This is a genomic window from Hyphococcus sp. D3-15 (assembly GCF_055809375.1).
In genome coordinates this window covers 3,436,378-3,458,696 of record NZ_CM147910.1, presented here as the reverse complement: position 1 = coordinate 3,458,696, position 22,319 = coordinate 3,436,378, and the positions used below count along the sequence as shown (strand labels likewise).

Here is a 22,319-nt window from a genome sequence, read left to right as displayed (position 1 = left end):
AGGTGTATTTCGGGCATGGTAAAAATTCGAGCGGCGTCCGATGTCGGCGGAACATTCACCGACCTCGTATATTTCAACATTGACGAAAAGACCGGCGAAGTTCGTTCGGTAGAGACCGAAAAAGCGCATACGACGCCGCCCAATTTTGAAAAAGGCGTGGCTGACGCGTTCCAGAAGGCGAAGGTTTCGCTGGAGGATGTTGAATTTTTCGCCCATGGCACAACCGTCGTCATCAATGCGCTGACCGAGCGCAAGGGCGTCAAAACCGCGCTGATCACGACCACGGGTTTCCGCGATATTCTTGAAATCGCGCGCGGCAACCGGCCGGATTTCTTCAATCTGAAATATCAAAAGCCGGAGCCTTTCATTCCGCGATATCTTCGCCGAGAAGTTGACGGGCGCATGAATTACAAGGGGGAAATCCTGACGGCGCTTGACCTGTCAGGCATTGAGCCGATCCTGGAAGAGTTCAAAGCGGAGGGCGTTGAAGCCATCGCCATCTGCCTGCTGCATTCCTACGCCAACCCCTTGCACGAAATTGAAGTCGCCGAACATATTCGAAAATTATGGCCGGAAGTATCTGTGGTCGCGTCGCACGAGATTTCGCGTGAGTGGCGTGAATATGAACGCACGAACACCGCCGCCGTCTGCGCCTATGTGCAACCGACAACGGAGCAATATCTCGGCAAGCTGGAAGCGCGGCTGAAAGACGACGCCTTTAAGGGCGTCTTCTATGTGATGCAGTCCAATGGCGGCATCGACACCGTGACGGCGACAAAGCGCACGCCGATTTCGATTGTCGAATCCGGACCGGCGAGCGGCGTTCTCGGCGCTGCGGCGCTAGGCGAAGCGCTCGGCATCAAAAACATCATCGCCTTTGATATTGGCGGCACGACTGCGAAATGTTCGCTCATCGACAATGGCGAGGTCGCCGTCACCAGCCAGTATATGATCGAACGCAGCGAGAAATCTGCAGGCTATCCGATCATGACGCCCGTGGTCGACATTGTTGAAATCGGCAATGGCGGCGGATCGATTGGCTGGGTCGATGCGCATGGCAAGATGCATGTAGGCCCGCAAAGCGCGGGCGCGGCGCCGGGACCAGTTGCCTATGGCAAGGGCGGCGCCGAGCCGACGACGACTGACGCAAACCTCATGATGCGGCGGATCAATCCGGGATATTTTATCGGTGGTGAGATCGAAGCTGACATGAGCGCTGTTGAAGCAGCCTTCGCCCGGCTCGGCGCCAAGCTTGGCCTCTCCGCCGAAGAGGCGGCGCGCGGCGTGATCCGCATCGCCAACAATAACATGACCAACGCGCTGAAGCTTGTGTCGATCAATCGCGGCTATGATCCGCGCGATTTCACCATGGTGGCGTTTGGCGGCGGCGGCGCCATGCATGCGACGGCGCTGGCGGCGGAGTTGAACATTCCGAAGGTCATCATTCCCGCCCATTCCGCGGTGTTCTCCGCCTGGGGCATGCTGATGTCCGATCTGCGGCGCGATTATATTCGCACGCAGCCCTGTCTTTTTGTTCCAGAAACTGCGCCGCTGGTCAGCAGCACATTCGCCGAAATGGAGCGCGAAGCGGTCGCCGCTTATGAAGCGGAGGGGATCGCCGGCAAGCGCATTCGCCTCGAACGCGCATTGTCCATGCGGTATCAGGGCCAGGAACATTCGGTACGGGTGCCGGTGGCCGAAGGCGCGCTGACGGAAGCAGGCATTGCGGCGGTCATCGAAGAATTCAAGGCCGCATATGAGCGCGAATATACCTACAGACTCGACAACGCCGTTGAAGTCGTCAACTTTTCCGTGGTCGCTTACGCCTCCGTCGATCGTCCGGCGCTCGCGGTCATTGACGAAGACCCTGACGCGGAAAGCGCCTTGAAGGGCAGCCGAAGGGTCGATTTCGATCGAGAAGGAATACTGGATGCGGCGATCTATGACCGCGACCGGCTCGGGCGCGGCGCAAAGATTTCCGGCCCGGCGATCATCGAAGAAGCAGGCTCGACAACCGTCGTGTTTCCGGGCCAGCGCGTCACGGTCGATGATTTCGGCAATCTGCATATTGAAATTTAGGGGAAACGCTCATGTCTTCCACTGCACAAAAACTGTCCCCCGAATTTGACCCGATCACCATCGAGATCATCCAGAGTTCGCTCTCGGCGATCACGGATGAAATGTTCGCCACCATGCGGCGCACCGCGATGAGTTCGATCATCTATGAGGTGCTGGATTTTGGTGTGGCCTTGTTCAATGAGCAGGGCGAACTGGCGAGTTCCGGCTCGGGCATTCCGGGATTCATCGGCATGCTGGAGCCGGGCGTCGCGGCGATCCTGAAAAAATTCGACGCCGCTGAAATTCGCGACGGCGACATCTTCATGTTGAATATTCCCCATCATGGCGGCGTCAGCCACATCAATGATGTGGTGATGATCCTGCCGGTCTTCGCTAACGGGTCGCTGATCGGCTGGCTCGCCAACAAGGCGCATTGGGTGGATCTCGGCGGCGCATTCCCGGGCGGCATAAGCCCCGACGCGACGGAGATCTATCAGGAAGGTCTGCAGCTTCCGGGCATCAAGGTGATCGACCGCGGCGAAGTCAATCAGGCGGTGCTCGACATCATCTTGATGAACTCCCGTGTGCCGGAAACCACCAAAGGCGATTTCTGGGCGGGCGTTGCGTCCATGCGCGCCGGCCAGAAGCGTTTTCTCAGCCTTGTGGAGAAATATGGCGACCCGGCCGTCCGCTTTGCGATGAACGACTATCTTGCGCTTGGCGAAAAAATTGCGCGCGCCGCCATGTCTGACTTGCCGAAAGGAACATTCACGGCGAGTGAGACCCTGGAGGACGGGCGCGTGCTCAAAGCGGCGATCACCATTACCGATGATGCGTTCACGGTCGATCTTCGCGGCAATCCAGAACAGAGCAAGACATCGCTCAATTCTTCGCGCGATGCGACCTTTGTCGATTGCCAGATGATTTTCAAAGCGGTCACCAGCCCGGAGACTTTCGGCAATGCAGGCTCCTTTCGCCCGATAGAGTTGCTGACGGATGAAGGGTCGATTTTCGACGCCAAATATCCCGCAGCCATGAGCATCTATTACGAAGCCAGCATGCTGCTTTTCGATCTTCTGTGGAAAGCGCTGGCGTCAGCCATGCCGAACCGGTTGACCGCCGGACATTACGCTTCGATCTGCGGCACTTTTATGGGCGGGCCGCATCCGGAAACCGGGCATGTGCATGGCATTGTCGAACCGCAGCTTGGCGGCTGGGGCGCGTCGCAGGAAAATGACGGCATCAATGCGCTCTACACCGGCTATCACGGCGATACATTCAATGTGCCGGTCGAGGTCACAGAGCAGCGCAACGGCTTGATGGTCGACCGTCTCGCCTTGAATGAAGCGCCGGGCGGCGAAGGCGAGCGCATTGGCGGCAAGGGCATCCTGCTGGATTATCGCATTCTCGCGGAAGACTGGTGGCTGACCATGGCTTACACACGTTCGGAGACCGGGCCGTGGGGGCTTGAAGGCGGCTTGCAGGGCTCAACCAACTATGTGGAAGTCGTCAAAGCTGACGGTGAAGCGACGCGCTACGCCGCCTGCACGGCGATTCCGCTTGGCGTCAACGATGTGGTGAAGGTTTATACCGCGACAGGCGGCGGTTACGGCGATCCCGGCAAGCGGCCGCGCAAAAAGGTTCTTGAAGACATCAAAAACGGCTATGTCACGAAAGAACGGGCGCAAGAGATTTACGGCGTTAGTGATTAAGGCGCCGCGAACTGGAACAGGAATATTCATATGACAACGGCGCTGATCAGGAACGCGCGGATCCTCGATACAAATCAGGAAGACGCTAGCGATCCGTCGGACATCTTCATCGAAAATGGCGAGATCAGGGAAATCGCCGCCGCAGGCGCCATCGGCGTCGCCAGCGATGCGGTAATTGATGCGGGCGGGCGGTATGCATTGCCGGGCCTGATCGACTGTCATGCGCATCCATTTCTCGCCGACACCAATCTCGCGCGGTTGAATGAAGTGCCGTTGACGCTGATGACGGCCCGCGCCGGCAACATCTTGCAGAAAATGCTGATGCGCGGCTTCACCACTATCCGCGACGCCGCCGGCGGCGATTGGGGCATCAAACAGGCAGTAGAAGAAGACGAGGTTATCGGACCGCGAATGTTCATCGCCGGACGGGCCTTGTCGCAAACAGGCGGACATGGCGACAGCCGCCGCAAGACTGAGACGGCGCATCCATGCCGTTGCGCAGATGCGCTCGCCCTGACTGGCGTCATTGCGGACGGTCTTGATGAGGTCAGAAAAGCGGTTCGCGAAGAACTTCGCAAAGGCGCGGACCAGATCAAGATCTTCGTTTCCGGCGGCGTCTCCTCTCCCCATGATCCGCTCGAATGCAATCAATATTCACCCGAAGAAATTCGGGTGATCGTCGAAGAGGCGACGCGGCGCAACACCTATGTGATGGCGCATGCTTATGGCGCCAGTGCGATCAAGGTCGCCCTGGAGCAGGGCGTCCGCACCATTGAACACGGAAACCTGATTGACGACGAGGCGGCCAAACTCGCGGCGGAGAAGGGCGCTTATGTCGTGCCCACGCTGGTCACCTACACGGTGCTGGAGGAAGAGGGCCGCAAGCATGGCTGGAGCAGCGCAATGCTTGAAAAGCTTGCGGTTGTGAAAGAGGCGGGCCTCGCCAGCGTCGACATATGCAAGAAGGCCGGCGTCAAGCTGGGGCTTGGCACCGATCTGTTGGGCGATTCATTCGATCACCAGTCGCGGGAGTTTCTGATCCGGTCGGAAATTGAAACGCCGCGCGAAATTCTCCATTCCGCGACTCGCGTCAATGCGGAGATACTCAACCGGTCGGGCCGGCTGGGAGAAATCTCGGCGGGCGCCATTGCGGATATTCTGCTTCTCGAGCGCAATCCTTTTGGTGATCTGGGCGTGTTGCAGGATCAGGGCGGACATATGCCGCTGATCATGAAGGGCGGCCGGGTTTACAAGAACACTCTTCACTAAAGGACTGTAATGCAGGGCGCGGATGTGAATGAGACAGTGACGGCGCGCCCGGTTGGCGAGTGGTTTGAGGACATGCCGGTGACGCGGGCCCATTGGCTCGCGGGGCTGGTGCTGTTTTTCGCTTTCGCCATTGAAGCATGGGAGATGATGATCATCATCCTCTCTTCCGGTGCGATCGGCGCCGGGTTTGAAGCGGATGCGAAAGCCGTCGGCGGTTTGATCAGCGCGATTTTTCTCGGCATGATTCCGGGCTCGCTGATTTGGGGCAAACTGTCGAATAGTCTAGGCCGCAAGAAAAGCCTGTTGATCAGCATCGGCGCTTATGGGGTGTTCCCGATTTTGAGCGCATTGGCGCCGTCCATCGAAATATTGTGGTGGGTGCGGTTTTTCGCCGGCGTTGTCCTGTCCGGTGCGCTGGTCGTCACATTTCCTCTGTTTACGGAGTTGCTGCCAGTCAAATCGCGCGGGCGCGGCACGGTCTTCCTGTCCGCCGGGTGGCCGGTGGGCACGTTGCTGGCCGTTTGCGTGACAGCATTGTTTGTCGACGCCGGCTGGCGCTGGACCCTTGGTTTCAGCACGATCGTATCTTTATGGGTGATCCCGATTTTTTTCTTCGTGCCGGAATCCGCTTATTGGCTGGTTGAGCGCGGGCGCAAGGCGGAGGCGGGCCGCGCCATGACGCAGCTTTCAGGCAAGCCGTTTGCGCCCGAAGCAATTGCGGATTCGCCGTCAAGCGGCGTTCAAACGCCCTTTATCGGCATATTCAGCCCGAGTGTCATGCGCCTTACGCTGCTCAATACGGTGATCAATTTCTGTTTCTCCTGGGGCTATTGGGGCATGACATCATGGCTGCCGTCGCTGCTCGCCCGGAAAGGATTGAGCGCCCCGGAAGGGCTTGGCTTTATCGCGCTGTCTGCGCTTTTCATGTTCCCCGGTTATTTGACCGCCAGCTATTTGACCGGCATCTACGGACGCAAAAAAATCATGGTCGCTTATGTGGCGCTTGCGACAATCGCCGGGTTTGGTTTCGCCAACGCCAATTCCCTGACGCAGCTTTACGCCTGGAACTTCATGTTGTCCTTCTTCAGCCTTGGCGCATGGGGCGTTTGGAATACATGGATGGGCGAAATCTACGACACGGCGCATCGCGGCGCGGGCGTGGCGTGGGGCGTCATGTTGCAGCGTGTGGCGAACACGATTGCCCCGATCGTCATCGGCGCCATTCTTGTCTCCGGCACCTTCACGGCGACCGTTGCGTTCATTTCGGCGTTTCTTGCAATCACCGCGCTGGCGTCGCTCTTCCTGCCGGAAACGGAAGGCAAGAGCCTGACCTGAGGCCGGTTGCTCAATCGCTGTTCTCGGTCAAAATCTCCGACATCGCGATATCATAGGGCTGCGGGCGGATTGTCGGGATTTTGCTGCTTTGATAGCCGACGCCGATGACGCGCGGTTTCGTCGCCAGGGATGCGAGTGTCCGGTCGAAATAGCCGCCGCCATATCCCAAGCGGTAATTGTCGCTGTCATAGCCGACGACCGGCGCGATGATCACATCGGGGATCACGACCGCCGCAGTCTCCGCCGGCACGGGAATGTTCCAGATGCCGCGCTCCAATGCATCGCCTGAAGACCATAGCCGGAAAATCATCGGCGCCGCGCGTGTGACGACTACCGGCAATGCGCTGCGCCCGCCGCCCTGAACAACGCTTTCTAGGAACGGGCGCAAATCCGGTTCTCCGCGAAAGGGCCAATAGGCGCTCACGGTCAGGCCGGAAAAGTCACCGATAGCGGCGGCGAGATTGGAGGCGATTTCACGGCCCATTTGCGCGCGCCGTTCCGCCGGAATGGCGAGGCGCGCTTCGATCAGGCGCTGGCGTTCGCGCTTTCGCCATTGAGAAATGTTTTCGGCGCCGCCACCAAGCCCGGAATAGGCCGGATCAACCTCATGCAGGGAGCAGGGGGGCGATGCGACGTCGCCATGGGCGGCGCGGTCGTCTTCGTTGGCGTCGTCATCTTGTGGTGGAAGCGTCATTCGTCACCGCCTGTGGCCCGCAAAATAGCCGGCTTTCCGGCGCCGCACCCGATTGGACGGGCGCCGAAAGCCTGCAATTTCCGAACGCCGCCATGGCGTGGCGGTCATGCGTGAGCGGTGAAAATCAGCGCTCCGTAAATGCGCGATCAAGCGAGCGCGATACCGGTTTCAATACATATTGCATCAAGGTGCGGCTTTGCGTGACGATTTCGGCGCGCACCTGCATGCCCGCTGCAAGCGAGCGAGCATTATGGCCTTTGCCGATCACCTGATCGCCGAGCGCGATATAGGCGATGTAATAGGCGTCGCCGGTGCGTTCATCGGTGAAGCTGTCGGCGGAGATATGCGACACGGTTCCGGCGATCTTGCCATAGCGATTGGGATCGAACGTCGTGATGGTCACATCGGTTTTTTGTCCCGGCGCAATATGGCCGATATCCTTTGGCGCGACTCGGACTTCTGCGAAAAGCTTGGCGCCGGTGGGCGTAATCTCCGCCACAACGCCGCCCGGTCGGACCACATCTCCGTGACCATTGACCAGCACCGCATTGACGACGCCGGCGACAGGCGCACGCACCGTCAACCGGTCGGAACGGTCCTGCAGGGCGCTAAAGGGTTGCTCAAGTTCCGCCAGTTCGCCGATGACGCTTGAGCGTTCCTCGGCGATTTTCGATTTGTAATCGGCTTCTGCGCCGGCGCGGTCGGCCGTAGCGGCCTCAAGCGCGTCGCGCGCCTGTTGCAACCGGGATTCGGCGACGGCGGCGTTCGCTTGTGCGGTGGCGACGGCGGACTTCGCCTGCAAATGCGATTGCTTTGAGGTGAATCCTTCATCGATCAGTTGGTCCTGAATGGCGAGCTGCTCGCGCGCAAATTCCAGGAGTTCGGTTTCCGCGAGCAATTGGGCTTCCGACTTCAGCACTTCGGCTTTCGCAGAGGTCTCGCGGGAAATGATGGTCGCCATGGCGGCGTCCTGCTTCGCGACCTCTGCGTCGAAGACGGATTTTTGTTCCGCCACAAGCGCCGGCCAGTTATTGAGCCATGCGGAAAAGTCGGGCTCGCGGGCGCCCGCCTGTGCATCCATGCGTTCGGCGCGAATGGCGAGGCTCGCCCGGCGGGCGGCCAGCCGGTCGACTTCACCGCCGGAGCCTTCTGCGCGCAATTTCGCCAGCGCCTGGTTTTGCGTGACCACATCGCCGGGCTCGACCAGCAGCTGGTCGATAATGCCGCCCTCAAGATGCGCCGCTTCGCGGGTTGAGCCATAAGGCGCAATCTCGCCATTCGCGATCGACAATTCGCGGATATGCGCGATGTTCGCCCAGACCAGAAGAACGATGACCAGCCCGCTGATCACGGCCATGGCCGCCCTCGCAATTTGCGGCGGGGCGCCTTCCTCGAGTTCGATCGGCAAGGCGAGGCCGTGGCGTTCGCCGACGGACTCGTGACGCGTTGCGATATTCATTTTGTGTTTCGGCATCGGTTTGCTCTCTGGAGTCATGCGGCAAGCACCTTTGGCACAATCGCATCTGGCGCGCCGATGTCGCGAACAAAGCCGCGATCCATCCACACGACAAAATCCGCCAGCCGCATATGGCTCGGTCTTTGGGTCGTCATGATGATTGAACTGGTTTTTCGTTTTTCCTCGAGAATCGACAGCAGCGCTTGCTCGCCTGCCTCATCGAGCGTCGCGCCCGGTTCGTCGAGGAAGTAGATCGGGGCGTCCTTGATGAAGGCGCGGGCGAGGTTGATCCGCGCCAGCAGCGGGTCCGGCCATTGCGCGCGCGCCATGGTGCTGCACTTCGTGTCCAGTCCCTGTTCCAGCACGCCGCCATAGTAACGGTCGATGCCGAGTTTTTCGGCGATGGCGTTGATCTCCCGGTCCGATGCATCCGGGCGGGCGAGGCGGATATTCTGCGCCACCGTGCCGTGGAAGAAATCCAGCGATTGAAGGGCGACGCCAATCGCATGGCGCCATTCGCCCTTGTCCAGCTGACGAAGATCCAGCCCGTCAATGAAAATCGAGCCGGCCTGTTGCTGGTGCAGACCGAGCAGCACCCGCAGCACGGTCGAGGCGCCGGAACCGCTTTGCCCATAAAGACACATCAACTGTCCGGGGCGCACCTCGAACGAGACGCCGCGCAGCGATGGTTCGCGTTGGCCGGCATAGCGGAAGGTCAGCTTGTCCGCCACAATGTGCCCCTTGAAGGAACGCGGGATCGACGGACTGCTATTGGGCTCACGCTCAAGCGGCATGCGCGCCAGACGGTTGACCTGTTGCAGACTCTGTAATGTTTGCCCAAGCGTCAGGCCGGTCAGGAACAGATTGCGAATAGGACCGAGCACGCGCCAGGACAGCGCCATCACGGCGATCAGCGCGCCGCCGGTGAGATTGCCGTCTATGACCATTTTCACGCCGATGATCAGCACCGCGACGCCGACAATCTGGACCATGGATTGCGAGAAGGTCTGCAACACGAAATTGAGCTGTCGCGCTTTCAGATTGGCCATGGCGGATTCTGCGGAAAGCTTGCGCTGACGGCGCAGCCAGACATGTTCCGCCGCCAGATCGCTAATCGCGCGCTGGCATGACACCGCCTCGACTGTGAGATTGTTGAGATGAGAGCGCGCTTCGCCGGCGCGGCGGATCAAATGACTGTTTTTGGGTATCGCCCAGGCGGCGGCGAGGGCGTAAATCGCCACCAGCGCAAGCGGCGCCCAGACCAGATGCCCGCCAATCATGGCGATCACCACGACAAACAGCGCGACGAAAGGCAAATCGAACAATGCGCTCGCCAGCGGGCCGGTGAACACTTCATGCAAGGATGTCATCTGCCGCAACCGGGTCAGTTGCGCGCCGATGGGCGCGTCTTCCGTGTGCGACAGGGAAAGGTGGAGCAAGTGACGGAACGCCGTTTCGTTGAGCTGTTCGTCGAGCCGGGCGCCGAGATAGGCCTGCAAACGCACCCGCAACTGGCGCAGCGCAAAATCGGCGGCCACGATAAAGGCGATGCCGATTGTCAGTCCGGCGAGCACATCAAACGACCGTGTCGAGATCGCTTTGTCATAGACCGACATCACGAAGATCGGCGGCGCCAACGCCAGCAGATTGACGACGAAGCTGAGGATGAAAATATGCCGGATCAGCGGGCGGAATACATTCAGGATCTCGGACGTCCAGGATGGCGCCGTCGGGCCTGTCTGGGTCTCGGTTTTTTCCGCCTTTTCAGGGAATATAGCGAGCCCGTCAATTTCTTCAGGCTTGCGCTTTGAACTGGTTGCTTCCGCCGGGTCGTAAAGGACGATATCCCCATCGCGCGTGCGTGACTCTGCGAGTTTGACCGATCCGTTTTCTTCGCGGATGAAGCAGGGCAAGAATTCCGGCCGCAGATTTTCCGCGCTGGCGGGTTCGGTCTTGGAGGTAAAGCCGAGACGGAATAGCACCGCGCGAAACGCCGCAACCGTTTCGACCGAGTCCGCATGGGGCATCGCTTCGAAGATGCGCCGCCGCCCCTGGGCCCAGTCTGTAAGTTCTAGAAAGCGCTCAAGCGCCGCGAGGCAGTCGTCATTCGTTGTCGCCTTGCGGCTATCGCCGGCGACAAACGCCTTGCGCACGCGTTCCTGCAATCGATGCACAGGTTGATCGCGGGCGTCGCCGTCAGCCGGATCGCCGGAGAGAGACAACGGGATTTTCGGCATGGTGATCATGACGCCACCCGATTGGCAGGTGTGTTGGATGCGCAAAGCGCAAGCTTGCCGTTCCGGATTTCCAGTATCGTATCAGCGAGGCGCAGCAAAGAAGGGCGATGCGTCGAAATGATGATCGTTACTTTGCCGCGCAATTTCTCCAGCGAGTCGAGAAATTTCTGCTCGCCAATCAGATCAAGCGACGCATTGGCTTCATCCAGCACCAATATGGAGGGGCGCATAGCGAGCGCGCGCGTCAGGCAGACCCGTTGCGCGGTCGGGATCGGAAGATCGCGGCCGGCGGAGTTTTTCAAAAGCGTGTCATAGCCGAGCGGCATGCGAACGACTTCGTCATCGAGGCCGATGAATTTTGCAGCAGAGAGCGCCACATTCGCCGGTATCTCGCCAAACAGGGTAATGTTGTCGAGGATCGATCCGCGGAACAAAACCGGGTGCTGCCCCACATAGCGCACGGAGCGCCGCGAAAGGCTTGACGTATCGGCGCCCGAAGCGTCATCCCCGATGACCACTTCGCCTTCGGTAATCGGTGCGTCGTGGATGAGTGCGCGCAAAAGGGTTGAGCGCCCGCTGCCATCTTCGCCCCTGATCGCGATGAAGTCACCCGCCGCGATTTCCAGATTGAGATTTTCAAACAGCGCCGGTCCGTCGCCATAGCGAATGGTGAGATTTTTAAGAGAGAGCGCTTTCGGCGTGAAGCGATTGGGAAAGCGCGCCTTGGGCAGCGGTCTTTCTTCGCAATCATCGAAGATCGCGGCGATCCGCTCGCGCCGGTGTTGCGCCAGGCGCGTTTCATTCCAGCTGGCGAGCGAGCGCATCAGGGGTTGCAGCAATTGTGAGGACAGCAGCATGCAGCATGCGAGCGCGCCGAGGGTCAGGCGGCCATTCAACACCAGGATCGCGCCAACGGCGACGATGAAGATCGTCGACAGGGCGGCATAGGCGTTGTTGTAAGTTTGCGCGACGCCCGTCAGCGTGACCATTTTTTTGGTGACGATGCTGGCGGCGGACTGCATCCGCTCATAGCGGCGCATCATCAACGGCTCCATGGCGTTCGCCTTGACCGTCTGGATTGCGCCCAAAACTTCAATTGTAAAATCCTGCTTACGCGCATCGAACGATTCGCGCTCATGGATTGTCTCGTTGAGAGATTTGGTGCCCTGAAATGCGAGAAATCCGAAGATGGCGAACAGCGCGATGACCGCGCCGAAAATCACCCCGCCAATCAACATGATCACGGCGGAAAAAACCGGGATGAACAAGATATCGACTTTAACGGTGCGGGATTGGGCGCTGAGATGCGCGCCGAGCCCGGTGATGGCGTTCAACCGTTCAAGATGTTCGCTGGCGGTGGTCTTGCCGAAAGACGAGGGCTGGGTCGCGAGCATGGCGGAAAGCGCGCGAACGGAAAGGCGGTGCGTGAAGGAGGCGGCCGACCAGTTAACCACGGTGGAGCGAAAATACTTTAGCAGCCCGTCAATCAGGATTGACGCGATGAGCAGCAGCACCAGCGCCGTCAGTGTTTCATAGGCGGCGTTGGGCAGCACACGGTCGTAGACCTGAAGAATGGTCAGCGGCAGGGCGAGGGAAAGTGTGTTGATGACGGCGGAGGCGACATAGGTGGTCGCACCGAGAGGCGGCTCGGGAAACGGGCTTTCCGTTTCGCCGCCGCTTTTGAAAACTTCGGCAGCGAATTCTCGTACTAACGATAGCATCAAACACACTTCGATTGACGACTGAACTTACCCATTCTGAATATGGTTAAAACCTTTAGGAATGCTAAGCGTATGGCGAGGTTATGTTTTACCGGACGTTAACTAGGTTGATAAGTTTCTGATTAAGTCTCGCCCGCTAAGCTCAATTAGTTGCGTAATGAGTAGAGTTGAGTGATGGCAAGAGACATCCCGGAAACGAACGAGACACCAAAGCCGGTCAACGGCGCGCCGTTGAATGGGCGCGAAGAGGCCGAGACTCGTGTGACGAGTGCGGATACGGATCTCGAAAGCGAACGGGATTCGCTCAAAAAAGCCCGTGAAAGCGACCTTTATCCGAATGAGTCCGAAGGCGTCGCGGATGGCTATGGCAATTTGCATTTCGGCGATCAGCGGATGGACGAAGAGCAAAACGGCGCCGGGCGCATTCGTGATGGCGGCTATGAATCCCCCGCTCTCGATGCTGGCGAACGCAGCCGCACAGAAGCAGGCGCGGAAGATGAGGGCAGCGAAGAAAGCAACGATTTGGAAAGCTTTGTTGACGACGCATTAACCAATGCGCCGGAAATAAACGCTAACAATCAATCTTCTTCACCAGCTGATTCAGACGGTGTTGCTGTCGCCGCGACAGCCGGCGCCGCAGCTTCGGCGCCAGCCGGTTCCGGGCTTGGCGCGCCGCAGGGCGTTTCCGCTCGTTCCGGTGAGCCGGCAGGCGCTGAAGGCAAGCCATTCGGCGAGCAATCGCCGGTCAATGAAGCGCCGACGGAAATTCTCCTGTCTGCTGCAAGCGCTGCGGAAAATGCTTCGGGCGCAGTGATTGCGAGCCTTTCTGCGGTTGATCCAGATGCTGATGACACGGCAGTTTTTGCGATTGCGTCGGACGAATCCGGCTTGTTCGAGATTGTCGGTGATGAGCTGAAGCTGAAAGCGGGCGCCGCCTTCGATTTTGAAGCGCAAGACAGCTATGTCATCACCTTGCGCGTGACTGACAGCGCAGGAAATGTCTTTGAAAAACCCGTCACCATAAATGTGACGGATGTGAATGAAGCGCCAGACGACATCATGTTGTCTGCGAACAGCGTCGATGAAAACAATAGCGGCGCGATGGTCGGCACGCTTTCGTCGACTGACCAGGATGCGGGCGACAGCGTAACCTATTCTATCTCGGAAGACGCTTCCGGCCTGTTCGAAATTGTCGGCGACGAATTGCGGCTGAAGCCTGGTTCCGCCACGGATTTCGAGGCGCAGGACAGCTATGAAATCACCTTGCTGGTCACGGACAGCGCGGGCAATACCTTCTCCAAACCGGTGACCATCAATGTCGCGGATGTGAACGAAGCGCCGCTCGACATAACGCTGTCTGCGAACAATATCGATGAAAACAATAGCGGTGCGACGGTCGGCACGCTGTCGGCGGTCGATCCGGATTCCGGCGACACCATGAGCTATTCTATCGCGGAAGACGCTTCCGGTCTGTTCGAAATTGTCGGCGATGAATTGCGCTTGAAGTCCGGCGCGGCGGCGGATTTCGAGGCGCAGGACAGCCATCAGATTACATTGAATGTCACCGATAGCGCTGGCGCCAGCTATCAGGAGATCATGACGATCAATGTCGCCGACATCAATGAAGCGCCGACGGATGTCTTGCTTTCCGCAAATATGGTTGCTGAAAATGATGCGGGCGCGACTGTTGGAACGCTCTCCGCAATAGATCCGGATTTCGGCGACAGCGTCAGCCTTGCGATCGCCAATGATGCATCTGGCCTTTTCGAGATTGTCGGCGACACGCTGAAACTGAAACCCGGCGCTGCGGTTGATTTCGAAGCACAGGATGCGTTCGAGATCACGGTGCAGGCGACGGATAGCGCCGGCGCCAGTTTTGAAAAAATCGTCACCGTCAATGCGAGCGACATCAACGAAGCGCCGCAGACAATTTCGCTTTCTTCAACCAGCGTTGCGGAAAACAGCGATGGCGGCGTGGTCGGCACGATCGCGACCTTCGATCCTGATGCGGGCGACACCATTAGCTATGCTGTTTCCGACGGCCGCTTTGAGATTGTCGGCGACCAGTTGAAGTTGAAATCCGGCGTTTCCCTCGACTATGAAACCGCCGAACCGATTGATGTGACCATCACCGCGAGTGATCTCGGGCGGTCTGACGTCGGTTCAGGACTTCACCCTGACAGTCGCAGATGCGAATGATGCGCCGATGCTGAGTTTTGTCAGCAATGCGGGCCTCAAAGCATCCTACTTCGACATTGGGCACTCGCTGAGCAATCTCGATGAGATCGATTTCGACGCGACGCCGGATGCGCAGGGCGTTGTTGACACTCTGAATTACATGCAAGGCCAGGAAGCTTTCTGGGAAGGCGCCCCGGCGGATTATTTCGCGGCGAAATATGAAGGCCAGATCATCGTCGAGGAGGGTGGAAGCTACACCTTCTCCATGGCGAGCGACGACGGCAGCATGATGTTTATCGATGGCGTGCCGGTGCTCGATAATGACGGATTGCATGGAACGACAACGCGCACGGTGACGCTGGATCTTGAGTCGGGCGCGCATGATATTGAAATCCGCTATTTTGAAAATGGCGGCAGCCAGACTTTGCAGCTTGCATGGTCGGGCCCTGACACGGGCGGCGCCACCGAAGTCATTGGCGGCGATTCTTACGCCCATGGATATTCTGCTGAAACGCTTTCCGTGCCTGAAGATACGGCGGGCGCAGTGGTCGCCGAACTGGCGGTGTCTGATATCGATGCCGGCGACACGCACAGCTTTTCCGTTAGCGATGATCGCTTTGAAGTTGTCGATGATGGCGGCGTCTATGTCCTGAAACTGAAGGACGGCGAGAGCCTGGATTATGAAGAAGCAAGCGCGGTCGACATTTCCGTCACCGTGATGGATTCCGGCGGCGCGACGGACACGATGAACCTTTCGGTCGCCGTCAATGACGTGAATTCGGCGCCGGAGCTGTCTTTGATGGGCGGCGAGGGGTTGAAAGCGTCCTTCTTCAATATTGGTCATTCGCTGAGCAATCTCGACCAGATTGATTTTGATGCGACGCCTGATGCGGAAGGCGTCGTCAGCAGCCTCGACCATATGCAGGGCCAGGCAGCTTTCTGGGACGGGGCGCCGGCGGATTATTTCGCGGCGAAATATGAAGGCCAGATCATGGTCGGCGAGGGGGGAACCTACACCTTCTCCATGGCGAGCGACGATGGCAGCATGCTGTTCATCGACGGCGAGCCGGTGCTTGATAATGACGGCTTGCATTCGACCAGAACGCGCACCGTGACGCTCGAACTCGATTCCGGCGCGCATGACATTGAAGTGCGGTATTTTGAAAATGGCGGCGATGCAACATTGCAGCTGTCATGGGCCGGGCCTGATACGGGCGGCGCCACCGAAGTCATCGGCGGCTCTTCCTATCGCCTGCCGGGCGTTACCGACGCCGACCGGCTTGGCATAACGGAAAATGTCGCGGGCGATCACGCAGCATTGCTGTCGATTGTAGATCCGGACGGGGATGCGGTCACGGTTACGGTAAGCGATGATCGCTTTGAAGTTGTTGAGTCTGAAAGCGGCTATGTGCTGAAGCTGAAGGACGATGCGTCTGTCAGCTATGAGGATGGTGCAGAAATCGCGGTGACGGTGACGGCGACGGATGCGAATGGAGAAAGCTCAAGCGAAAGCTTCGATATTCCCGTCGGCGATGTGGTCGAAACGCCATTCGGATTCGCGATGGCGCCGCCAAATTCGTCAGGCGCGCTGCTGCTGAACACAGATGGCGGCGTCGATGATGCGGCGGTGGCTTCAAATATCGCCGGTTTCCCGACACAGGCGCTTACTGTCGAGGTTGCCTTTGCCTCCGATCAGACGGATGTGGGCAATGGCACGCCCTTGTTCTCCTATGCCGCAAGCGATGGCTCCGACAATGAAGCGCTGATCTGGCTCGAAGGCGCCAGCGGCAATCTGAATATTTATCTCGCGGGCCAGCGCATTGATACGGGCATTCCGAATGCGTCGCTGCTTGATGGGGAGCAGCATCAGGTTTCCTTCACCTGGGATCAGTCCACCAATGAGCTGAAAGTCTATGTGGATGGCGAGGCGGCGTTCGAGACCGCTGTCGATATCCGCGATTTGAGGGCGGGCGGCACGCTGGCGCTAGGTCAGGAACAGGATTCAGAAGGCGGCGGCTTTAACAGCGGTCAGGTCTTCGAAGGCGAAATTGCTGAAGTGCGGATCTTCGACTATGCGCGCAGCGATGCGGAGATCGCCGACAATGCCGGCGCGCCGATTGGCAGCCCGGATACTGAGCCCGGTCTTGTCAATAATTGGGTGATGAACGCGGCGACTGATGGCGCAATCGAGGATCTCGTCGGCGGCGATCACCTGCAATTGCAAAATGGCGCTTCGGTTCAGGGCGGCGAGGCCTTTGATGTCCCGACCGTGGTGGAAAATCAGGAAGGCGCCGTTGCCGGCGTATTGTCTGCGAGCGATCCCGACACTGGCGGTCCGGTCACGCAATTTGCAATCGTGAACGACCCGTCCGGCGCTTTCGAGATTGTCGGCAATGAAGTGAAATTGAAGGAAGGCGTCGCGCTCGATCACGAAACGCAGAATTCCTACGATCTGACGATTGAAGCGATCAGCGCTTCCGGCGATCGCACCGAGATGAGCTTTACCGTTGCGGTTGCGGATGTGAATGAAGCGCCGACCAATTTCGCCCTTGCGCCGGTGAGCACGTCCAATGCGCTGGCGTTGAATGCGGATGGCGGCGACGATGATGCGGCGCTGGCGATGAATATGGAGGCGTTCCCCACAGACGCCGTGACCGTGGAAGTGAGTTTCGCGTCTGATCAAACCGATGTGGGCAATGGCACGCCGTTGTTCTCTTATGCCGCAAATGGCGGCTCGAACAACGAAGCCTTGCTCTGGCTTGAGGGCGGCAGCGGCAATCTGAACGTGTTCCTTGCGGGACAGAAAATAGACACCGGCATTCCGAATGCTTCCCTGTTGGATGGGGAGCGCCACCAGGTGTCGTTCTCCTGGGATCAGGCGTCCAACGAGTTGAAAGTCTATGTGGACGGCGAATCGGCGTTCGAGACCACAATCGATATTCGCGATTTGAGAGCCGGCGGCGCCGTTGCTTTCGGTCAGGAGCAGGATGCAGAAGGCGGCGGCTTTGACACCGGGCAGGTGTTTGAAGGCGAAATCTTCGAGGCCCGGATTTTCGACTATGCGCGCAGCCCGGAAGAGGTCGCGGCGCATTCAAACGCTCCGATCAACGATCCGGAAACAGAACCCGGCCTGATTAACAATTGGGTGATGGATGGCGCTGTCGACGGCGTGATTGAAGACCTTGCAGGCGCGAATGATCTGCAGCTTGTGAATGGCGCGGAAATCACCATGAGCGAGCTTTCCTATGCGCCCATGGTGGTTGAAAACAACCCCGGCGCCATTGTGGGCGACCTTTCCGCGATTGATCCGGAGACCGGCGGCGCAGTTACAGAATTTGTGATCGCCGATGATCCTTCCGGCGCATTCGAGATTGTCGGCGCTCAGTTGAAACTGAAGGATGGCGTCGCCGCCGATTATGAAGGCCAGCCATCCCATGATGTGACGATCAACGCGATCGGCGCGGGCGGGGAAGTGACGCCGATGGTGTTCACTATCGACGTCGCCGATGCGGAAGACTACGAAAATATTGCGGGCGGCGACAGCAATGACGTGATCACCGGCAGCGCCGGCAATGACGACATTCACGGCGAGGCTGGCGACGATCAGATCACCGGCGCCGCCGGCGATGATTATATCCATGGCGGCGAAGGGAACGACACTGTCGTCTTTTCCGGCGACCGGGCTGATTACACCGTGGAACAGATTGACGAGACGACTTTCCGCGTGATCGACAATCGCGCGGGCTCGCCCGACGGAACGGACACGGTCTACGAGGTCGAGAACTTCGAATTCGCAGACCAGACTGTCGGCGCGGAAGATATTCTCAATCTGCCGCCGACGGGCATTTCGCTCACGGCTGCTGACGCGTCGCGCAACGCAGACGCCAGCGTCAGCAATGGTGAAATCACAACCGCCGATGGCGGCGGCAGCGGGACAGCCACGGTGAACTTTGGCGGCGCGGCCGCCGGCGCCGGCGTTGTCACGCTGGCGTTCGCGTCGGTCGACAATTCATTTGAATTGCTCGTCAATGGTGACAGCATTTCGGACAAGACGCTGCAATTGCAGTCGAATGTCTATGACGCCGGCAGCCAGGCGTTCCTGCAATTCGAAGATGGCTCCGCGATTTCCGAACCATGGGTCGCTGGCGGCGAAAACACGCCGCGCATCGTCGTGCAGATCTCCGAAAGCGGCGTTCAGGTATTCGCCACGCGCACGCCCGGCTCCACGGAATATGAGCCGATGACGCTGGTGAATGGCGCGTTCACGCCGCCAAGCTTTATTGACGGTGACAACGCCATCACCATCATCAATCCCGATGATGACGGACCCGACGGCTTGTCCGCGGTGGTTTCGGCGCAGTTTGACGAAATCGTTCAAGGCCCGGTCGAAGGCGTTGACGGCGCGGTCGTCGGAACCCTGTCGGCGGCGGATGCGGATGCTGTCGGCGCGCCGAGCTTTGCGATTGCCGACGATCCCTCCGGCATGTTCGAAGTGGTTGGCGATCAGCTGAAAGTCAAAGACGGCATGTCCTTGGACTACGCTGATCAGGCCTCGCATGATGTCGTTGTCGAGGCGACGGACGAACATGGCGCAACCTATCAGCAGACGGTGTCGGTCGAGGTGCAGGAATCCGCGCCCGGTTCGCAATATCTGTTTGGCGGCGCTGGCGAAGATGCGCTTTCCGGCGGCGACGGCGATGACTATCTGTTTGGCGGCGGCGGCAATGATACGCTGGATGGCGGCGCGGGCGATGACTTCATGTCCGGCGGCGATGGCGATGATGTCTTCGTCTATGAAATGGGCGACGGGTCCGACCAGATTGCCGGCGGGGCCGGCTGGACGGACACGATCCAGTTGAATGACGGCTCAATGCCTTTGGGCGAGCTTGGCGCCGACTGGACCATCGAACTCACCGAAGGCTCGATTGTCTCTTCCGATGAAAACGGCGTGATCTTCAGCGAAGATTCCAGCGGCGTCATCACCTTGAGCGACGGGTCGACCATCGCCTTCTCTGAAATCGAGCAGGTGACGTACTAGTTCTGAGCGGAATGAAAGGGGTCGTCAGCGCGTTTATTCTACGCGTTCCGCGTCGCCGAAAAACGCTTCCAGAATGAAGCCGGTCGCGGCGGCGAGTTCATACTGGCTGACGCGGACTTCATATTCGGCCTGTGAAGCATTGATCTGCGCTGTGACGAGATCGCGCTGACCGTCAAGCACGTCGATCACGCTGCGCTGTCCGGCTTCATATTCAAGCTTTAGGCCGCGAACAGAATGGGTCGCCGCGTTGATGCCGGTTTTGGCGGCGGCGGCGCGGGCCATCGCTTCGCTCCATTGCCGCCAGCTGCGCGTTACGGTTTCTTCAATCGCGAGCACGGCGGTCATCAGCTGTGCTTGTTCCTGGGAGACATTGGCGCCGGCGCTGCGCAGGCTGGCGATGTCTTCGGTCTGGCGGAAGATCGGCATGCGCACGCGCGCGACAAGTTGATATTCTTCATCTTGCGTTTGCGGGAGCGGCGACATGGCCTGCGTGTCGCCATAGCGTTTCAGATAGCTCGCCTCAACCGTGAGACGCGGCGCAAAGGCGCCCTTGGCGGCGTTCTTGGCGTGCTTTGCCGCATCGACGCCTTTGTCCGCGGCGGCGATGACCGGATTGTTGTTATGCGCGGTGTTGATTGCGTCTTCGGCCGATGCAAATTCGGCCGCGAGATCGCGCGAGTCCGGAACGAGGTTTGCGGTCGGCGGGCGGCCGATGATGCGGGTGAAGGCGGCTTCGCTTTCGGCGAGCTGGGTGCGCGCCAGTCCGAGATCCACCTGCGCCTGGGCGAGGCGCATGCGCGCCTGCTCGACGCCGGTGCGACTTTGCGCGCCGGCCTGCTGACGTTTTTCCGCAACGTTGAGTTGCTCTTTGACCAGCGCCATATTGTCGATGCGGTGCTGCACGATGGCGCGCAGCAGGATGACGCCCGCATGGGCGCGCGCCGCGTCGAGCGCGGTTTGCTGTTGCGCGGCGAGCAGGGAAAGATCGGACTGGCTGACGCGCGCGCGTGCGGCGCGGAAGCGGTTGATCGCGGCGAGTCCCTGAAACACCGGCTGCACGGCGGTGACGCCGAGCGTTGTGCCGTCGCGGTCAGTCAGTGTCTGCAAGGACGAGCTGCGCAGATCATCATCCGCATAGGTCGCCGTCGCTTCGATATTCGGCAGGAAGCCGCCCAGCGCGCGAAACCGTTCGGCCTTGGCGGCGTCGGTTTGCGCGGCGGCGGCGCGGATTTGCGGATTATGAAAGAGCGCGGCGCGGATTGCTCCGACGACGGTTTCGACTTCTTCAGCGCCGCCATCGGGGGGCAGGGTTTCCTGATCGAAGGCGGCGTAAATGCTGCCCCGGACTTCAATCTCTTCATCGGCATGCGCAGCTGTCGCGAGCCCTGAAAGCGCGCAGCAGATCAGCAGCTGATAGTAATTTTTACCCGCCATGGTTGTATAAGCCTTTAGGCGCACCATGGCTGTAAATTGGTTAACGTTTTATGAATAGTTAACTTGGCGCGCGGGGAGCATCTCAGCAGGCATTGCATCCGGAAGCGGCGGTTACGCCATGGGGCGGACCGGGTCGCTTCCGTCCCATTTGATCGAGGCGGCGTAGAACCGGCTGAACGTGTCGTCGAGGCCCGGACCGGACTCGATCAGCTCCAGAAAGCCGGGCAGTTCGCCTTTGGTGTCGAGATAGCCGACGCGCCCGCCGGTGGGCACCAGCGCCTGAAAGGCGAGTTCATAGCCTGCCGCCTCATAATGCTTGAGATCGCCGTCATAGTCGGGCGAGGCCTTGCCGAAATGATGGAAACCATAGCCGCGCGCATCGATCACTTCCTTATAGACGGAAGGATGCGCGTCATTGGGCTGGATCAGCTCGATCTGCATATGGCCGGCGAAGCCCATGGCGATCGCCACATCGGCTTTCGACGGGCCGCCGCGATAGACCGGTTCGCCGCCGGTGAAATGCTCGATCAGGAACCATGGGCCGACATTCATGCGCTTGGTCCAGGAGGCCATGGCGGCGGACAGATCCTCGACCACATAGGCCATCTGGATGATGCCGTCGGCGGGCTGGCCGAAATCGAACTGGGTCATGGGGCGTTTCTCCTCAATGCGCGGGCGGGCGTGTTTTCACGCTTTTCTTTGGTAAATTTACCGCGCGGGCGGGGCGGGCGAAAGGCGCGGGACGGAAGCCGGAATGGCCCGCAAGCGCGACCGCCGGCGCGTCTTGCAATGCCAGACATTTCCGGGCATTACCGGCGGCGGAGAGGTGGCCGAGTGGTCGAAGGCGCTCCCCTGCTAAGGGAGTAAGGGCTTTAACTCCCTTCGAGGGTTCGAATCCCTTCCTCTCCGCCAGTCTTTATCTATATCTCGCGCCAACTCGCTTCGCTCGTGGCTCCGATGGGGCGCGCTAACCGCGCGGCGCACGCTTGTGCGCTGAGGGTAAGGTTCGAAGACTGTCTCATCTTACCGCCAGCGCTTCGGCAAACTACATCAGCGACATTGGCTTGAATAACACCTCTCGCGTCACCATTTTGTCGCTGCTGTAACGATGGGAGATTTCACCATCAAAACTTTGATATAGCGCCGGTCTAATCCAACGCCTGACTTTCAGGCGGCCCGTTGGGCAA

The 22,319-nt window shown here is 59.3% G+C and carries 12 protein-coding genes and 1 tRNA gene; 7 read left to right on the top strand and 6 right to left on the bottom strand.

Features of this window, described 5'->3' with window-relative positions:
• The first annotated feature begins 15 nt into the window (after nucleotides 1-15).
• Genes AC0L8G_RS16860 through AC0L8G_RS16845 form a run of 4 tightly spaced genes read left to right on the top strand, consistent with a single transcriptional unit; the run spans nucleotide 16 to nucleotide 6,374 of the window.
• On the top strand, nucleotides 16-2,079 hold the full coding sequence (locus tag AC0L8G_RS16860) for a hydantoinase/oxoprolinase family protein (protein ID WP_473385323.1): 2,064 nt from the start codon (nucleotides 16-18) through the stop codon (nucleotides 2,077-2,079).
• Between the two features lie 11 nt (nucleotides 2,080-2,090).
• Nucleotides 2,091-3,770, top strand: coding sequence for a hydantoinase B/oxoprolinase family protein (locus tag AC0L8G_RS16855; protein WP_473385322.1), 1,680 nt, complete (start codon nucleotides 2,091-2,093; stop codon nucleotides 3,768-3,770).
• Between the two features lie 30 nt (nucleotides 3,771-3,800).
• Entirely contained in the window at nucleotides 3,801-5,039 is a 1,239-nt protein-coding gene (locus AC0L8G_RS16850; RefSeq protein WP_473385321.1) for a metal-dependent hydrolase family protein, read from the top strand.
• 9 nt (nucleotides 5,040-5,048) lie between these two features.
• Nucleotides 5,049-6,374 (top strand): MFS transporter, encoded by a 1,326-nt coding sequence (locus tag AC0L8G_RS16845; RefSeq protein ID WP_473385320.1) that lies wholly within the window; start codon nucleotides 5,049-5,051, stop codon nucleotides 6,372-6,374.
• Nucleotides 6,375-6,384: 10 nt separating this feature from the next.
• On the opposite strand, the gene AC0L8G_RS16840 is transcribed toward AC0L8G_RS16845, so the two are convergent.
• The 4 genes from AC0L8G_RS16840 to AC0L8G_RS16825 all read right to left on the bottom strand — a co-directional run bounded on the left by AC0L8G_RS16840 (nucleotide 6,385) and on the right by AC0L8G_RS16825 (nucleotide 12,482).
• Entirely contained in the window at nucleotides 6,385-7,068 is a 684-nt protein-coding gene (locus tag AC0L8G_RS16840; RefSeq protein ID WP_473385319.1) for a 5-formyltetrahydrofolate cyclo-ligase, read from the bottom strand.
• 124 nt (nucleotides 7,069-7,192) lie between these two features.
• A complete protein-coding gene (locus tag AC0L8G_RS16835; protein WP_473385318.1) occupies nucleotides 7,193-8,542 on the bottom strand; it encodes an HlyD family type I secretion periplasmic adaptor subunit in 1,350 nt (449 codons plus the stop codon).
• 17 nt (nucleotides 8,543-8,559) lie between these two features.
• The gene (locus AC0L8G_RS16830) at nucleotides 8,560-10,770 is read right to left on the bottom strand and encodes a peptidase domain-containing ABC transporter (protein WP_473385317.1); all 2,211 of its coding nucleotides are present in this window, start codon (nucleotides 10,768-10,770) and stop codon (nucleotides 8,560-8,562) included.
• Nucleotides 10,767-12,482, bottom strand: a complete 1,716-nt coding sequence (locus AC0L8G_RS16825; RefSeq protein ID WP_473385316.1) for a peptidase domain-containing ABC transporter — start codon at nucleotides 12,480-12,482, stop codon at nucleotides 10,767-10,769. The genes AC0L8G_RS16830 and AC0L8G_RS16825 overlap by 4 nt, the downstream gene beginning before the upstream one ends.
• A gap of 174 nt (nucleotides 12,483-12,656) precedes the next feature.
• Between AC0L8G_RS16825 and AC0L8G_RS16820 the strand changes: the two genes are divergently transcribed.
• A complete protein-coding gene (locus tag AC0L8G_RS16820) occupies nucleotides 12,657-14,681 on the top strand; it encodes a cadherin repeat domain-containing protein (protein WP_473385315.1) in 2,025 nt (674 codons plus the stop codon).
• Nucleotides 14,620-19,698: a PA14 domain-containing protein gene (locus AC0L8G_RS16815; protein WP_473385314.1), complete on the top strand. Its 5,079-nt coding sequence runs from the start codon at nucleotides 14,620-14,622 to the stop codon at nucleotides 19,696-19,698. Before AC0L8G_RS16820 ends, AC0L8G_RS16815 begins: the two co-directional genes overlap by 62 nt.
• Nucleotides 19,699-19,731: 33 nt before the next feature.
• Here AC0L8G_RS16815 and AC0L8G_RS16810 read toward each other — a convergent pair whose 3' ends face one another.
• Nucleotides 19,732-21,132 (bottom strand): TolC family protein, encoded by a 1,401-nt coding sequence (locus tag AC0L8G_RS16810; RefSeq protein ID WP_473385313.1) that lies wholly within the window; start codon nucleotides 21,130-21,132, stop codon nucleotides 19,732-19,734.
• 111 nt (nucleotides 21,133-21,243) lie between these two features.
• Nucleotides 21,244-21,783: a VOC family protein gene (locus AC0L8G_RS16805; RefSeq protein ID WP_473385312.1), complete on the bottom strand. Its 540-nt coding sequence runs from the start codon at nucleotides 21,781-21,783 to the stop codon at nucleotides 21,244-21,246.
• A 169-nt stretch (nucleotides 21,784-21,952) separates the two neighbouring features.
• On the opposite strand from AC0L8G_RS16805, the gene AC0L8G_RS16800 reads away from it, so the two are divergent.
• A tRNA-Ser gene (locus tag AC0L8G_RS16800) sits at nucleotides 21,953-22,044 on the top strand.
• Nucleotides 22,045-22,319 lie beyond the last annotated feature (275 nt).

Excerpts from the sequence above, each read along its gene's own strand:
- AC0L8G_RS16860 (WP_473385323.1), top strand. The coding sequence starts at position 16 with ATGGTAAAAATTCGAGCGGCGTCCGATGTCGGCGGAACATTCACCGAC.
- AC0L8G_RS16855 (WP_473385322.1), top strand. The coding sequence starts at position 2,091 with ATGTCTTCCACTGCACAAAAACTGTCCCCCGAATTTGACCCGATCACC.
- AC0L8G_RS16850 (WP_473385321.1), top strand. The coding sequence starts at position 3,801 with ATGACAACGGCGCTGATCAGGAACGCGCGGATCCTCGATACAAATCAG.
- AC0L8G_RS16845 (WP_473385320.1), top strand. The coding sequence starts at position 5,049 with ATGCAGGGCGCGGATGTGAATGAGACAGTGACGGCGCGCCCGGTTGGC.
- AC0L8G_RS16840 (WP_473385319.1), bottom strand. The coding sequence starts at position 7,068 with ATGACGCTTCCACCACAAGATGACGACGCCAACGAAGACGACCGCGCC.
- AC0L8G_RS16835 (WP_473385318.1), bottom strand. The coding sequence starts at position 8,542 with ATGCCGAAACACAAAATGAATATCGCAACGCGTCACGAGTCCGTCGGC.
- AC0L8G_RS16830 (WP_473385317.1), bottom strand. The coding sequence starts at position 10,770 with ATGATCACCATGCCGAAAATCCCGTTGTCTCTCTCCGGCGATCCGGCT.
- AC0L8G_RS16825 (WP_473385316.1), bottom strand. The coding sequence starts at position 12,482 with ATGCTATCGTTAGTACGAGAATTCGCTGCCGAAGTTTTCAAAAGCGGC.
- AC0L8G_RS16820 (WP_473385315.1), top strand. The coding sequence starts at position 12,657 with ATGGCAAGAGACATCCCGGAAACGAACGAGACACCAAAGCCGGTCAAC.
- AC0L8G_RS16810 (WP_473385313.1), bottom strand. The coding sequence starts at position 21,132 with ATGGCGGGTAAAAATTACTATCAGCTGCTGATCTGCTGCGCGCTTTCA.
- AC0L8G_RS16805 (WP_473385312.1), bottom strand. The coding sequence starts at position 21,783 with ATGACCCAGTTCGATTTCGGCCAGCCCGCCGACGGCATCATCCAGATG.